The 15,433-nt window shown below is 67.5% G+C and carries 12 protein-coding genes; all 12 read right to left on the reverse strand.

Going from position 1 to position 15,433, the window contains the following annotated elements; genetic code table 11:
• Positions 1–239: 239 nt before the first annotated feature.
• A complete protein-coding gene (locus tag EBL85_RS01335) occupies positions 240–3,749 on the reverse strand; it encodes a PAS domain S-box protein (RefSeq protein ID WP_190288013.1) in 3,510 nt (1,169 codons plus the stop codon).
• On the reverse strand, positions 3,746–3,919 hold the full coding sequence (locus tag EBL85_RS17160; RefSeq protein WP_190288014.1) for a hypothetical protein: 174 nt from the start codon (positions 3,917–3,919) through the stop codon (positions 3,746–3,748). Before EBL85_RS17160 ends, EBL85_RS01335 begins: the two co-directional genes overlap by 4 nt.
• Positions 3,920–4,035: 116 nt before the next feature.
• Positions 4,036–4,446: an ATP-binding protein gene (locus EBL85_RS01340; RefSeq protein WP_123141953.1), complete on the reverse strand. Its 411-nt coding sequence runs from the start codon at positions 4,444–4,446 to the stop codon at positions 4,036–4,038.
• A complete protein-coding gene (locus EBL85_RS17165; RefSeq protein WP_190288015.1) occupies positions 4,436–4,810 on the reverse strand; it encodes an STAS domain-containing protein in 375 nt (124 codons plus the stop codon). The genes EBL85_RS01340 and EBL85_RS17165 overlap by 11 nt, the downstream gene beginning before the upstream one ends.
• A 5-nt stretch (positions 4,811–4,815) precedes the next feature.
• Positions 4,816–6,111, reverse strand: a complete 1,296-nt coding sequence (locus EBL85_RS01350) for a PP2C family protein-serine/threonine phosphatase (RefSeq protein ID WP_123141955.1) — start codon at positions 6,109–6,111, stop codon at positions 4,816–4,818.
• Positions 6,112–6,115: 4 nt separating this feature from the next.
• Positions 6,116–6,625, reverse strand: coding sequence for an NUDIX hydrolase (locus EBL85_RS01355; protein WP_123141956.1), 510 nt, complete (start codon positions 6,623–6,625; stop codon positions 6,116–6,118).
• Positions 6,622–8,211 carry a WecB/TagA/CpsF family glycosyltransferase gene (locus tag EBL85_RS01360; protein WP_190288016.1) on the reverse strand — a complete coding sequence of 530 codons (1,590 nt, stop codon included), beginning with the start codon at positions 8,209–8,211 and terminating at the stop codon, positions 6,622–6,624. Before EBL85_RS01360 ends, EBL85_RS01355 begins: the two co-directional genes overlap by 4 nt.
• Before the next feature lie 26 nt (positions 8,212–8,237).
• Complete coding sequence (locus EBL85_RS01365) at positions 8,238–9,185, reverse strand: sulfotransferase (RefSeq protein WP_190288017.1); 948 nt, start codon at positions 9,183–9,185, stop codon at positions 8,238–8,240.
• Positions 9,186–9,187: 2 nt separating this feature from the next.
• Positions 9,188–10,480, reverse strand: coding sequence for a lipopolysaccharide biosynthesis protein (locus EBL85_RS01370; RefSeq protein ID WP_123141959.1), 1,293 nt, complete (start codon positions 10,478–10,480; stop codon positions 9,188–9,190).
• A gap of 214 nt (positions 10,481–10,694) precedes the next feature.
• Positions 10,695–11,660, reverse strand: a complete 966-nt coding sequence (locus tag EBL85_RS01375) for a Wzz/FepE/Etk N-terminal domain-containing protein (RefSeq protein WP_123141960.1) — start codon at positions 11,658–11,660, stop codon at positions 10,695–10,697.
• A gap of 7 nt (positions 11,661–11,667) precedes the next feature.
• The gene (locus EBL85_RS01380; RefSeq protein ID WP_123141961.1) at positions 11,668–14,529 is read right to left on the reverse strand and encodes an SLBB domain-containing protein; all 2,862 of its coding nucleotides are present in this window, start codon (positions 14,527–14,529) and stop codon (positions 11,668–11,670) included.
• A 14-nt stretch (positions 14,530–14,543) separates the two neighbouring features.
• The gene (locus tag EBL85_RS01385; protein WP_123141962.1) at positions 14,544–15,425 is read right to left on the reverse strand and encodes a hypothetical protein; all 882 of its coding nucleotides are present in this window, start codon (positions 15,423–15,425) and stop codon (positions 14,544–14,546) included.
• Positions 15,426–15,433 lie beyond the last annotated feature (8 nt).

Consider the following 15,433-nt stretch of genomic DNA (forward strand, 5'->3'; position numbering starts at 1 on the left):
CCTGATGTCCGCACGTTCCGATGATCCGTTCCAGACGAACAGCGCTTCGCGGTCTTCGGGCCAGGACGCCATCCCGTCGGATTGGCATCCCGGGGCCGCGCTCCATCAGTAAGAAATGCCGATGGAAGGCGCCGATCGCAAGAGACGGCCGTTACGTCTCGACGATGAAAGATACCTGTCACCGTGGTTGTCGGTGAGGCGATGAAGCTCTGCTCTGCAAGGTGATGTCTATCCCGGCGCTATGTCTCCCCGCCCCGAACAGCGGGGGATTTTGTGCGCCATTGCTCGCATGCCTGGCGCAGCAGCTGGAAGCTTGTCTCGGCGACGTTCGGCAGCTCGAGCAGGCTGGATGCGAGCGCCTCGCGATCCTTCTCCTTGGCGGCCCTTTCGATTTCCTGCGCCAGTCGTTGGAGTCGCAGTGCGCCAAAGCTGCCCGCGCCGCTCTTCAGACTATGCGCCTCGGTTTGTATTCGGCCGCTATCCTCGCTGGTCTGCTGGTCGATCAGGGTCGCAACACGCTCGGTGCTCTCTTCCAGGAACATGCCGATGAGTTCGGGCACCAGCTCCGGGGCGGTATTGTCCGCGAGCTGATCGAGGATGCGTGGATCGAGATCGGGGAAGGCTGCCTCCGGGCCCTGGTCGGCGGGCAAAGCATCGGGACCCTCGGGCGGTGAGGGTAGCCTCTTGGCAGGCTGCAGGGACAACCATTTGGCGATCATTCGGCGCAGATTGCCGATGTCGATCGGCTTGGAGATGAAGTCGTTCATCCCCGCGCTGAAACAGCGTTCCCTGTCCTCGGCGAAGGCGTTGGCGGTCATGGCGATGATCGTGGTCTCGCGGTTCGGCGAGCCCCCTGCGCGAATCCGGCGCGTTGCCTCGAGTCCGTCCATCAGTGGCATCGAGATGTCCATGAGGATGAGATCGAACCTCGACTCCTCGGTACACTCGATCGCCTCCTCCCCGCTCCAGGCGACCACGACCTCATGCTTCGACTTCTGCAGGATCGCTGTTGCGACCGCGACGTTGCTCGGGCTGTCTTCGACCAGAAGGATACGTGCCGGTCGCATCCCCTGCGGATCAGGGTGTCTGGGTCGCGGCACCACCTCTGTGGAGGGAAGGGTCGCGGCCGCCACGACACCCAGGGCCTCGGCCAGATAGGCAAGGAGGCTGTAGAGGCGGGCGGGCTTGCGGACGACGGAGCGGAAGCCCAGACGTTTCGAGACATCGATGGCCCCGACCTCGCCCATGGGGGCGAGGCGGACGAAGCGCAGCCGCGGGTATCTGCTCGGGAGCTGCTTCACGTAGTCGACGTCGGTGGCCTGGGCCGCTCCCGAAGGCGTGTCCAGGAGCACCAGGGGCAGTGCCTCGGGATCGAGCTGCTGTAGCGCTGCCTCGAGTTCGGACGCCCGATCGACGGGTTGGCTGGCGATGCCGTAGCGCTCGAGCTGCTCGGCGATCCCCTTGAGCAGCACGGGATTTGCCGAGAAGACGTAAACCTTGCGGTGACGCAGATGGCCCAGGATCTCGGTGAGATCGGCGTCGTGGGCACCGCGTCCGGAGACGGGGAGTGCGGCGATGAAGCGCGCGCCCTCGCCCTCGCGGCTCCGGCACTCGAGGTGGCCGCCCATCAGCTCGACCAGCCGCAGGCTGATCGTCAGGCCCAGGCCGCTCCCCTGATAGCGTCGGGTCGGGCTGTTGTCGGCCTGCACGAACTCTTCGAACAGGGTGCGCTGCTGCGCCTCGGAGATGCCGATGCCGGTGTCCTCGACCTCCAGCAGCAGCGTCCCCCGAGAGTCGTCGGTCGAGCGTCGATAATCCAGCCCGATCCTGATGCCGCCCGAGTCCGTGAACTTGATGGCGTTGCCGACCAGGTTGGTGAGAACCTGCTTGGTTCTCAGGATGTCTCCGAGGTATTCGGACGGTATCCCCGACGCGGCAACCACGACGACCTCGATGCCCTTGCTCTGGGCCTCCGCGCTGAACAGTGAGGCAACCGTATTGACGATATCGATGGCACGGAACCATTGGCGCTCGAGGGTCAGCTTGCCCGCCTCGATCTTGGAGAAGTCCAGGACGTTGTTCAGCAGCGCGAGCAGGAGCTGTCCGCCGTTGACCGCAGCCGTTGCGAACTGGCGCTGCTCGGCGTCCAGATCGGACTCCAGCAGCAGGTTGTTCATGTTGATGATGGAATTCAGCGGGGTACGGATCTCATGGCTCATGGTGGCCAGAAAGCGGCTCTTCGCCTCGCTGGCAGCCTCGGCCTGCCGCCGTGCACTCTTGAGTGACTCCTCATTGCGCTTGCGTTCGGTGATGTCGACGAAGTGCGCGACATAGTTGGTCGTCGCGCCTGCGGCGTCCTTCACCGCGGTGATGCTGAGCGACTCCGGGTAGATGCTTCCGTCCTTGCGCCTGTTGTAGAGCTCGCCGCGCCAGCCGCCGCGCTGCGCGATGCTTGCCCACATCGCCTGATAGAAGGCGCGGTCATGCCGCCCGGAGGAGAGGATGCGCGGGTTGCGCCCCAGGACCTCGGCTTCCGAGTAGCCGGTGATGCGGGTGAAGGCCTCGTTGATGCGCAGGATCTCGCCGTCCCGGTTGGTGATGAAGATCGCCTCGTCGGCCTCCAGCGCCTGGGCGGCGAGCTTGAGTTCCTGCTCGACGCGCTGTCGATCGGTGATGTCGCGGATGAAGGAGGTGAAGATCAGGTCGTCCTCGGTCTCGATGGGCGCGATGTTGAGCTCGACCGGAAAGGTGTGGCCGTCCTTGTGCAGCGCGCTGAGTTCGATCCGGCGGTTGATCACCCGGCCGACGCCGCTGGCGAGATAGCGCTCCATGCCCCGTTCATGTGCGGTGCGGTAGGCCGGCGGGATGAGCAGCTCCGACATCGAGGCGCCGATCGCCTCGCGTGCGGCATAGCCGAAGATGTGCTCGGCGTTGCCGTTGAATTCGATGATGCGCCCATCGGCATCGACGGTGACGATGGCGTCGAGCGAGGCCGCCAGCGTCGCCGCGTTCTTCGCCTCGCCCTGTGTCGTGGCACGGGCCAGTTCGCGCGAGTCCTGGAGCGCCGCGCTGAGTTGCTCGTAGGTCTCCGCCAATCGTGCGGACATGCGGTTGAACGATCGGGTCAGGCGGGCGATCTCATCCTTCCCGTGCACCGGGATCTGGACGCCGGGTCCGCGGCGCCTCACCTCCTCAGCGCCGTCGTGGAGCCGCTGGAGTCGACGCGTCAGGATGGTCCCCGGGACGAAGGAGAAGATCGCGACCAGGGCCACCTCGATCGCGGCGATGGTGCTGGACCAGCGTTGCGCGCTCGCCAGGACCGCGTGGATATGTTCGGTCGAGAAGCCCATCTCGACCTGTCCGATCGACTGCGTGCCGACCCGAATCTCCGCGCTGGCATCGAACACCGGGTCATCGGCCCGCAGTTGGTGGTGGTCGGGGGCCGCGTGCTCCAATGCGCTCTGCGCCCCGCCTTCGGCAAGCACCATGCCCTGGCCGTATACCCGTACGTAGACCACTTCCGGGGTGTCGAGGATCTCTTTCAGTGCGGACTCGATGGTCGCCAGATCGGTGCTGATGACGGCATCCTTGATGGTCGCCGCGAAGAAGTGCGTCAGGGTGAAGGCGCGTTGGGCGAGCTGGGCCTCGTTGGACGAGCGCAGGTAGCCCAGCCCGCTGACGATGAGGATGCCGAGCAGAATGGTCTCGATGAGCGCGATGCCGAGGATGGTCTTGAGGCGAAAGCTCAAGGTGCGTCTCCCGCCAGGTCCTCGAGAGACTCGATGCCGAGGGCGCGGATATCGTCCCGGTCCGTGCCCGCGCGGGCCGAGACGATCGCGGCGGTGCAGTGCGCCGCGACGCGTGGATGTGCGGCGAAGGGCTCGGGCGAGGGTAAGGCGAGGGTGCCGATCGATCGCATGGTGATCTCCTGGTTCGCACATTCAGCGCACCCCTGGGGTGCGACCGGTCAGGGCGGGCTCCGTCATCGGCGGCATCTTTGGTGTTGTCGGCAGTGGCGTCGTGCCGACGGCGGGTTCAGGCGAGGCTCTTTCTCAGTATGACCCTGTTGCCGGCGCCATCCGTCTCGTAGTCGACGCTGTCCATCCATTGGCGCATGATCCACCAACCGCGTCCGCTCTCGGCCAGCGGGTCGGGCGCGATCTCCGGGGGCATCTCGGCCATGGCCTTGCCGTGGTCGCCGACCTGGATGCTCAGGCCCGCGTCACCGAGCGTCCAGCGGATCTCGACGCTGTGGCCCGATTGGCGTCCGTAGGCATGGATGATGGCGTTGTTCACCGCCTCGATAGTGCAGGTCTGGACCTGGTAGGCGGCCATCTCGTCGAGCCCGGCGTCCAGACAGAGTGCGCGGATGCAGGTGCCGACGAGAGAGGTCATCTCCAGCCGGCTATCGATCTGTACAAGGAGGGTCTTTGCGCTATCGGCCATGATGCGAGTCCGCTCCGGATGTGTCTGTCGCCATCTTGGCGAAGGCGCTGTCCACGTCGGGGCTGAAGTCCATGACTTGATTCAGCCGCATCATCTCGATCAGACCCATGAGCGGCGGGCTGAGTCCACTGATGACGAACGCGGCCGATCGCGTCCTGAACTGGCGCGCGAGCAGGACGAGCTCGCCGATGGCGGAGCTGTCGATGAAGTCGAGCTGGCGCATGTCCATCACCAGGGGATGGACGGCGCGCGTGCGCTGTCGGATCTCCTCGAAGGCCTGGGGTGCCGATGCGGCGGTCAGTTGCTTGACCTGAAGCTGGAGCAGGTCGCCGCGGTCGTCTTCTTGCTCGAGCCAATATCTCACGTCGTTCACCTCGATGATTGGGGCGCGTCCAGCTCGGCGGCCAGCATGGAGATGTCGTCGGCGAGTGTCGGGCTCTCTCCATTCGCCGGTCGTCTCCAGCGCTCGAGTGCCTCCTGGATCTGGAGGATGGTGTCGTCCAGGCTGGCGCCTCGGGCGAGCTGCAGCGTCTCTGCCAGCCGTTCGAGTCCGAATGGCGAGCGGTCCGGGGCGAAGCACTCGGTGACGCCGTCGGAGTAGAGCAGGAGCCGGTCGCCGGGCAGGAGCTGGAAATCGACGGCCTCGTAATCCGCGTCGGGAATGAGCCCGACTGGAAGTCCGCCTCTACCCAGGGTCTCGACGCGGCCTTCGCGCCGGTCGAGCAGGGGGTAGGGGTGTCCGGCCTGGCACAGCGACCCCTTGCCGGTGTGGGTGTCGATGACGGCATAGACCATGGTGAAGTAGATCATATTCCGGTCATGGACCTGGAAACCCTGGTTGAGCCGGGTGACGACGGCGACCGGGTCGGTTAGGGATTCCTGGGGCGCGATGGCCTTGGCCGTTGCGAACCCCGAGGAGACGGTCACGGCGGGGTGAGAATCGGTCGGCGGCTGGAGCTGCGCCTTGCCGCTGGTGCCCGGGTGCGGGGAGAGCAGCTGCGTCAGGTGGACCGAGAACATCGCCGCCGGCACCCCGTGACCGGAGACGTCGATCAGATAGAGGGCGAGATGGCGTTCGTCGAGCCTGAAGAAATTGAAGATGTCCCCGGCCAGTTGCTCGGCCGGCGCCATGGCCCAGGCGAGACGCAGCGGCAGGCCGGTCTCGCTGGAGGCGGGCAGCAGGCTGCGCTGTACGGCGGCCGCGGCATCCAGGTCGCGCTGGACGTGGGCCTGGCTGGCCTGCAGCGCCTCGTTGACCCGACTGAGCTCGGTGTTCTTGGTCTTGAGCGCCTGCTCGAGTTGCAGCACGCGCTCGCCTGCCTTGATGCGGACCTGCAGCTCCTTGGCATTGACCGGCTTGTTGATGAAGTCGTCCGCCCCGGCGTCGAAGGCGGTATAGATGTCCTCGGTCTGATCCTTGCCCGTGAGCAGGATGAGATAGACATAGTGGGAAAAGCCGGCCGCCCTGAGCCGGTGACAGAGCTCCAGCCCGCTCAGACGCGGCATCACCCAGTCGCAGATCGCCATGCCGATGGGCTCGTGCTGGAGCCGTGTCCAGGCATCCTCTCCGTCGGCGGCCTCGAGGACCTCGTGTCCCCATTTCTGCAGCATGACGCTCAGCGTGCGTCGCATCCAGGCCTCGTCGTCGACGACCAGTATCTTCATCGGCTCAGTCCTCGCGGTCCTGGCTCTGGGTTGCCCGCAGATAGGCCGCGACCGGGGCGTGAAGCGGTAGCCGGAGGGCCTCCTCGGGGGTGCGAAACCCGGCCCAGATCACCTCGCGTCCGTCCAGGCGGAGGGGCGGTGGGCTGTCCAGGCGCAGATCGAAGACCCGGATATGGTCTCGCTTGTACTCGGTCAGGCTCAGCGTCTGGAACGACTCGCGCAGGGCGTCGATCGGCACAGCGATGCCGACCTCTTCGCACAGCTCGCGCCTCGCCGCCTCGACGGCGCGCTCGCTGCGCTTGATGCCGCCCGCGGGCAGCGTATGGATCCCCTTGTAGCTGTTGCGGATCAGCAGCAGCCGCTCGTCGTGCCAAACGGCGACATAGGCGCCATGGGTCCGGGGTCTGCGCACGAAGTCGAGCCCCAGCATGAGCCGGTAGCCGACCCGGTACAGCGCCCGGATCGCGCGGTCCAGCGCACTGGCGGCGGCGTGGATGTCGTCCGGGCGGCTCATCGCATCGCGTCCGTCTCGGGTTGGGCGAGCATCGCGAGCGCTTCCCGGCGGGTCCGGGCGTGCAGGAACAGGGTCGTGAGCCGGGTGATCTCCATCAGCTGGCGCACGGGCGGTTGCATCCCGCAGAGGGCCAGGCGTCTGCCCTGGCTGGCGAAACGACGCTGCAGCTTGAACAGCAGCCCGAGTCCGGTGCTGTCGATGAACTGCAGGTCGCTCAGGTCGAGTAGCAGGTCCGTCCCGTCCAGCTCGGCGCCGAGGGCGTCGAGGTCGAGCCGGGTGGCGCGATCGGCGTCCAGCCGACCGCTCAGGCGGGCGACGCCGATCCCGTCGATCGGGTGCTCCGGTTCGAGCAGCACGGCGTCCCGCGCGCGGGCGGCGCCTTGGGGGGCGGGCGGCGGCCCGTCATGGCGCTCGGTGAAGAGGTCCCAGGTGCGCGTCATCTTGAGCAGGCTCGCGACCGGCGTGTGCTCCAGCCCCTCGGCGCGCACGCGACGCCGGGTGTTCTGCCGCGTCTTCCAGATCCGTGCCAGGTATCCGAGTGCGATCGAGTCGAGGAAGCGGGTGGCGCTGAAATCGACGACCAGGGTATCGGTTGCGTCCTGATCGGGCATCGATTGCTGCGATCGGACCCAGTCGGCGTCCACGATCTCGGGGAGCACTAGACGCCGCGCCCCGTCCTCCGGTGGGTTGGCGCTCGCATCCGGCGCGGCGGTCTGGGCGATGACGCCTGGTCGATGCTGGAGACGGCGGCGGAAGCGCCAGTGCTGGAAGCGGTCGTGCAACACCAGCGGGAGACCCATGACCGCCAGCTTGGCGAGTCCGACGGCATAACGCCTCCACAGTCGTTTCGGGTCCTGGGCGATGCGGTAGATCCACTCAAGGCCGGTGCGCTGCATCCAGACCGGCGCCCGTGAGACCCGCCCGACGATGAACTCGAAGGTCCCGCCGATACCGATGCCGACCCCGACCTTGAGCCGATGACGGTTGCGCTGGAACCAGATCTCCTGCTTGGGGTTGCCGAAGGCGATGAGCAGCACGTCGGGCTCGGCCGCGTTGATGCGGGCCACCGTGTCCGCATCCTGCTCCTCGGACGCCAGCATGGCCTCGCCCTCGGTGTGGACGAAGGGCGCGTGGACGCCGGCGATCCGCAGGCCCGGGTTCAGCTCGACCAGCCGGTCGGCCGCCTGCCGACCGATGTCCCCGCGACCACCGAGCAGATACAGCCGATGGCCGCTTTGCGCCATGGCGCTCGCCAGCGCCGGGGCCAGGTCGGCCCCGGTCACCCGTCTCTCGATCGGCGTGCCGAGCAGCCTGGCGAGCCAGACCACCGGCATGCCGTCGGCGGTGACCAGGTCGGCGCGGCGCAGGATCTCCAGCAGCTCCGGGTGTCGTGGGGACGACCATGGGGTCCAGCCGAGTGCATTGGTCAGGAAGTCGACGTTCACCGTCACGATCTGGCGCGGACGGCCATCGGCGCGGTAGGCGTCGGCCAGCTCCAGCGTCCGCCGCACGGCCTGGTCGGGGGGCAGGTCGTCGATGGGGATACCGAGCACCAGGGTCACGCGGCTGGATGGGGTCTGGGGCATGGCCGGGTCCTCGTGCCGGGGGGCGCTCATCGTGCGAAATCCCTCCAGGGCGCGGGCCTGCCGACGAGCGTCTCGATGCGGCGTACGTCCTCGGCGAAGTGCTCGGCCAGACGGCGGCGCGTCTGCGGCGTGGGGCCGGTCGCCGCGGCGGGTTTGTCGGGACGCACGTTGAGCTGGTCGTACCAGTAGTCGATGATCCCCCGGGTGCGCGGCGGGACCCGGTCCCAGACCGCCCGGAACAGCGTGTTGCGCTTGAGCCATTCGCGCCATTCGGCCGGGATCAGCAGTCGCCCGCCGCCCTTGTGATAGACCTTCCCGAGGTTCGGCGGCTGGAAGTCGGCGGGCAGGCCGAGGAAGGTCAGGACGGCCTCCACGGCCTCCTGTGGCGCCTGTTGCATGTCTTCCATGTAGAGCACCAGGAGCTGGTCCTTGGGGAAGTGCTGCAGGAAGCGATCGAGCGCGCGCGCGTATTCGCTCCACACGAAATAATAGCGGGTGACCTCCTCGTTGGCCTGGCTGTAGCCCTCGGCATAGTCCGGCGGGATGGCCTCGCGGTCGCGCGCCAGGGCGTCGGGTTGCAGCAGCGCCTCGGTGGCCTGTGCGAAGTCCCGCGACTCCATGCCGCGGCGCAGCGACATGGTGAAGTGCGAAAAGGCGCGATCGATGGGGTTGCGCAGGATGGCGATGAGGCGGATGTCCGGGTTCGCCGCGGCGATGCGCCCGGGCACGCGCGGATCGGTCATGTACTGCGGGCTGGCCGTGCCCCAGAGCCGGTCGCTGTCGGCCTCCTGGAAATACTGCGCCACGAGCGCGGGCCAACCGGCCGCGTAGAGGTCGTCGCGGCTGAAGAAGGGCAGCTCCTTGTCCGGGGGCAGATAGAGACGCGGATGTTTCTCCAGATAGCGGAAGAGCGAGGTGGTGCCCGATTTCTGGGCGCCGATGATGCAGAAATCGAGCGGCTTGGGTGTCGTCATCATCATGGTCTCTGAGCTGAGTCGGCTGCATCGAGCTGGCGCAGCGAGCGCAGTGAAAAGCCGAACGAGAGCAGATTCTTGAGCATGAGGCCGGCGCTGTAGGCCAGGGTCACCCCCAGCACGCCGGCGATGGTGCCGCCGAGGATCATGCCGACGGACATGGCCACCCCGGTCCCGAGCAGGATGCGAAGCTCCGTGCGCTCCCGGTGCATCATGTTCAGCAGATAGCCCACCAGCCCGGTCGCCGCGTTGACCAGCTGACCGGCAGTCATGATCCAGAGCAGCGGCCTGGCGTCGCGGAACTCCGCGCCGAAGATGCCGAGGAGGGGCTCGGCGAGCAGGGTGAAGGCGAGCAGGGGCGGCAGGAACAGCAGCAGCGAGAACTGCTGGCTGCGTTTCAGCAGCAGGCGCAGCCGGGCCGAATCCTTCAGCTCGTAGGCCGCGGCGAACTGCGGGCCGAGGATGGCCGCCAGGGTGACCAGGATGACGGTGGTCAGGTTGATGAGCCGAAAGGCGACGCCGAACTGTCCCAGCTCCTCGACGCTGGCGAAATGCGGCAGCACCAGGATGGGCAGATTGACATAGGCGACATTGAGTAGCGTGCCCCCCCACAGTGGCCAGAGCGCCGGGCTGATGACCGGCGGCGCTCTCCCGCCCTCGCCGCCGAGCCGGCGGCTGACCCCTCGCCACAGTGCGGCGGCCACCAGAAAGGCGCAGCCGACGGATGCCGCGTGCAGCCACAGCAGGCTCTGGTCTTGCAGCCTGTCGAGGAGAACCAGCGCCGGCAAGGCCGCCAGCAGCACCAGCGGGATGGTCGCCGCCTCGGCGAAGAGACCGCGCTGCACCGCCCCGGCCGCCTTGAGCGTTTCGGCGAGGATGCGCAGACCGACGAAGGCCAGCGCGCCCACGGCGGCGATCCGCAGGGCCGGGGCCAGATCCACATCCCCGGCGACGAGCTCGGCCATGGGACGCGCCCCGAACCAGGGGAACAACATCGCCGCCGCGCCGCCGAGCATGACGAGTGCCAGGGCGCGGCGCACGAAGGCATCGGCCGAGGCCCCCTGTCCGCGTGCCCCGAGTGCTGCGACCGTGCGCATGGCGTAGACGGGCATGCCGATGCTGATGGCGTCGGCGAAGAGCACCAGCCAGGTGACGTAGAGGGTGTAGAGTCCCATGCCCTCGGCGCCCAGCAGGCGGGCGATGACCACGCTCATGGCGATCTGCAGGCCCAGTCCGACGCCGCGTACCGTCAGTGCCGAGAGTGTCTTGCGCAGGACACGGGGCGGGATTCTCATGAGCGCGCTTCCCTGGCGAATGACTGTGGGCAACCGCCGCCCTTTGCTGGGCGAGGTATTCCATACCGTTACAGCTATGCGTGTATGCGCAAGGTATGGTCTTGCAGAGACCTTTTGAAGGCGAGAAGGTCAGGGCATTGGATGAACGCGACGCGAAGGGGGCAGGGGCTCGACAGGATTCGGTCGCGGGTCCGCCGGGTGGCGAAGGCCATTGTCAGCCATCCGTGGATTTCGCCCGGTACGCCGCCATCGCCTTGCGAATCTTGCGTACCAGCACGCTGCCGATCGCGACGGCGATCCCCAGACCGAACCCGCCGAACAGGCCGAGCAAGGCCAGGCGCTTGACCGATGGGCTGAATTTGTGATCGGGCGGCACCGCGGCGTCCAGCACCTGCAGCACATAGTTGTCGCGTGCTCGGGCGAGCACCTCGAGAGCGGTCTCCGCCTCGATCATGCGGTAGAGGGATTTCTCGACCTCGACGACCCGGGTGTCCTTCAACTGCTCCAGCAGAAAGGCCCGCTTGCGCCGGCTCTCGGCGATGGCCTGTTCGCGCATGTAATCGTTGAAGGCCTGCACATAGTCGTTCGCCCACTCGGCGGCGATCCTGGGGTCGTGCCAGCGGATGTAGAGGCGCAGGAGATCGTTCTCGGGGTTGTGGGCGAGGCTGCGGACCTGCTCGCTGAAGATCTTGAAGGCCAGGTCGATATCGGGCGTGAAACCCTCGATCCATTGCTGATGCTCGTCGTCCCAGTGCTCGGCGAACAGGTGTGGCAGGAGGTCGTGGTGCTGGATGAAGTCGATGCCGAAGGTCCGGCTGCGCATCTTCGCCATCACGATGTGGCGGTAGTTCTCGTTGGCGGTGCGCAGCACGAAGCTGTGCTCCATCAGGGTCAGCGCCTCCGGCGCGCGTCTGTTGTCCGGCGAGATGCCGCCGGGGTCGTCCGGCTGGCGCAGGGCGAGCTGGACCGATGCCTCGTAGCGGTCCGGCATGGTCTTGGCCATGCCGTAGGCGGCGATGGCGCAGAGGATGGCGAAGAGCATGATCCAGTGCTTGTTGCGAAAGATCGTGACCAGATACTCGATCAGGTCGATCTCGTCCTCGAGTCCGAACGGCAGCGGTTGCGACGCCGCCGGCGTGGGCGGGCTGTCCGGTTTCTTGGGCGCGTCCGGCGCGTCCATGGCTGGGTCAGTCGAAGAGTCCGACGGTGTTGAGGCTGGCGGCGGTGATGCCGAGGTGGTAGAGGATCTGGGTCCAGGATTGCGCGGCCTCAAGCTTGTTCATGCGGTCGACGTTGAGCGGGACATAGATGGTGGCGCCCGGGGTGACGCTGACGCGCCCGGCGCGGTGCGTCCAGTCCCCGCCGCGAACCGAGACGATCTCGCCGTTGGCCTGCATCACGAAGACGTGATCGCGCCGGGCAAGCACCGTGGTACCGCCGCTGAGGTCGACGTAGTCGGCGCTGCTCAGCCCCTTGCGGTAGAGGTGCGAGCTCGGGTGGTAGACCTCGCCGACCACCGTGACCTCTTCCTGCATCCCGGTCACGGTCAGCTTGTCGCCGTCCTGGAGCTGGATGTTGGCCTCGTCCGAGCAGGCCATGGCGCGGTCGAGATCGATCACCATGCGCCCGATGGCCTCCTGCTGCTTCAATTGCTTGATCACCTTGATGAGTTCCTGCTTGCGCTCGCCGGCCGGGGTCTTCTCGTCGTTCCTGACGCCGAAGGAGAGCGAGAGATTGACCAGCAGGTCGTCGAGGTTGTTCTGGATCCGGTCCAGGGCCTGCTGTTGCTGCTTACGCACCCGCTCGCGAATGAAGACGGCACCGAATGGATAAGCACCCTCGGTGAGTCCGCCGGCGCGCTTGATGACCTGGCAGAGCGTCTCGCCGCGGGTGATGGGGTAGTCGCCGGGAAAGCGGATCTCGCCGGCGAGGGTGACGCTGGCGCGTCCCAACCAGTTGGGCTTGCGGTGCAGGACCAGCTCGTCGTGCGGCTCGAGGATGCGTCCGCTCTCGTCATCCAGCGCGACCTCGGCGAGGTCGATCTGGCGGTGCTGGACGGCCCGGTACTCGCCTTGCAGCAGCTCGAAGCTGGTCAGCTCCGCGGAGAGCCCGTAGGCCTCCTCGCTCAGCCCGCCCGCGGCGCGCAGCAGGTCGGCGACGCGCATGCCGGGCTCGAGCGGATAGCGTCCGGGATGGCGGACCTCGCCGCGCACGTAGATGACCGGGGAGGCCTCGCCATAGGGTGTCTGCTGCACGAGCAGATCCATGTCGTCGGCGATGATCGCGCTGCGCTCGCTTTGCCGGTCGAAGACATAGATGGTGTCTTCCGGGTAGATCAGCAGGTTCTCGCTGCCGTGCGGCGCGGCGCGGGCACGATCCAGACTGAAGGACAGGAACTGGAGCCGGCCGCCGGTGTAGTGCTTGCGGGCGACCAGCCCGTAGCGTCGGTCCGCCTCCTCCAAGACCCCGCCGGCGAAGCCGATGACGTCGAGCAGATGGGCCTCGGCGGCGAGCGGGAAGGTGCCGGTGGCGCGGACCTGACCGCGGACATCGACCACCATGGGCGGGTAGCGGCCGGGCTCGGCCTGGGTGCGCAGGTCGCGTACCAGATTGGCGACGCGCTGCGAGCGCGGTACCGCGAGGTCGAAGACGATCACCTCGTCGCGTGGTTGCAACACGAGATCGGCTCGCCCCCCCGGACGGCGCAGGATGCTTGCGATGTCCAGATAGCCGATCTGGATGCGCCGTGTCTCCGGGCTCTCGCGCCGCAGCAGGCCATAGGAGACGTCGGCGTTGGGTCTGAGGATGCGCGGCGAGGTCAGCAAGCTGGAGACGCGCATGCCGGGTCGGTGCTGGAAGCCGCCGGGGCGCAGCACGTGGCCGCTGAGCAGTACCACGCCGTCCATCGAGGGGGTCACCGGGAAGATGCGCAGGGTGTCGCCCGGTCGGGTCAGGGTCGCCCGGCCGCTGGCCTCGTCCAGCGGGGCATCGACCAGGGTGTAGCGGTCGCCGTCCTGGATGCGCTCGATCTGGGCGTCGGCCAGCGAGGCGGTCGGGAGCAGTCCGCCGGCCAGTTCGAGCAGCTCCTCGACGCGGCGTGGGCGGCGCAGCTCGTAGATCGCCGGACGCTGAACCTCACCGGCGACGCCGACGGTGGGGCCGATCGGCGGCACGAAGATGACGTCGCGATGCTGGAGTTGGACGTCGCCCGAGGTGTCTCCGCCGAGCAGGACGTCGTAGAGATCGAGCGTGGCGCTCACCTGGCCGTCGCGCTTGAGCTCGATCCTGCGCAGGGTCCCGGTGCGCTTGACGCCGCCGGAGGTGATCAGCGTGTTCAGCAGGGTCGACAGCCCGCTGACGCTGTAGTTGCCGGGCTTGACGACCTCGCCGACGACCAGGACCTGGATGGTGCGCAAGGCCCCCATGGTGGTCACCGCCTTGGCGCCGACGATCTGCTGCTCGAAGCGGGCGCGCAGCAGGTCGCGGACCTCGTCGAAGCGCAGTCCGCCGACCTGGATGGGGCCGAGTTCGGGCACCAGCAGTCGGCCGTCGCGGGTGACGACCAGGCTGTACTCCACGTTGAGCTTGCCGTAGACCTGGACCACCAGGGTGTCGCCCGGACCGATGACATAGTCGCTCGGGACCGGAAGGTCGGTGACCGGAGCGAAGGTGGTGGGGGTCTGGTCGAAGAGGTCGTAGCCGAACTGCTTCAGCTCGGACTGGAGGATCTGCTTCTGGATCTTCTCCTCCAGGCTGACCTCGTCGAGCTTCTCGGCGGCGCGTTCCTCGATGGCCGAGGCCGGCTCCTCCGGTATCGGTTGCTGGAGCGGCGACTCAACGGGGAGGGTCGTGGGGATGACCGGCTGCTCCAGGGGCTCGTCGTCCCCATCGGGCGCCGCCTGCATCCGCTCGACGACCTGCTGCTCGCCGAGCGACTCCAGGATCGGCAGCTGCTGGCCCTGGGCGAGACCGGACAGGCCCCCCAGCAACAGCAGCATCGGGCCGAGGCGGAGCGCGCGTGCGAGTCGGGTCGAGATGAGCGGTTCCATCGGATCTCCCGGGGCTAGAGGCGCGAGGGCGGGGGCAGTGCCCGGCCTTCGCGGACGATCTCGTCGGGGAGCAGGTGCATCAGCGCCTGCTGGTCGAAGGGGCAGCCCTCCCAATTGATCCGGGTGCCCGGACGGGTGCCCGGACACCTGTCCCTGTAGTCCTGGATGCCATCCCCGTCGCTATCCGGCGGGTCGCCGTAGAAGAGTCTCAGGGCATGGGCGGCCATGGTCTCGGGGGTTGCGATATCGACGTCGCGCACGGCGCTCCCACAGCTGTCGAATCGGCGCAGCTTGAAGCAGGCCGACGCGTCGCCGACGGTGACGAGATGCACGCAGAGCCCATCGCCCCGGCGTGCCTGCATGCGCTCGACCAGGCGTACCGTGTCCTCGTCGAGACGGTCGGCGCGGCTCAAGAGGATCAGGGCGGTCTCGCCGCCCGTGCCGGTCAGTCGGGCGTCGACGTCGGTCAGTGCCTCGGTCAGCCTGGGACGCCAGCCGTCGCGATCGCTGAGCTGCTCGATGCGGAGCTGGATCGGACGGGTGGTCAAGCGACCGTCTGGGCCGGGGTGGGAGAGTGTCGCCTTGAGCCGGCCCGCGAGCGCTCGCGCGAGCGCGGCGCGGGTCTCGAAGGGGGGCGGCGCATCCTCGCGCATGGTGCCGCCATCGTCGATGAGCACGACGGCGGAGTGGACGCGGATCGGGCGCTCCTTGCGCGCCGCGAGCGACCGGGCCGAGATGGCGGGCTCATCCTCGGGGAGCGGTCGCACGCGTGTCTCGGCGTTCGCATAGGCGTCTTCGGTGACGACCTGCTTCGCGCGGATCGGGCCGGAGGACGAGCAAGCGGTCGTCAGGATCATGGCGGCGAGCGCTGCATAGGCGACGGAGCGGACAGACATCGAAGATC

The organism is Marichromatium sp. AB32 (assembly GCF_003718675.1).
Taxonomy (GTDB): domain Bacteria; phylum Pseudomonadota; class Gammaproteobacteria; order Chromatiales; family Chromatiaceae; genus Marichromatium; species Marichromatium gracile.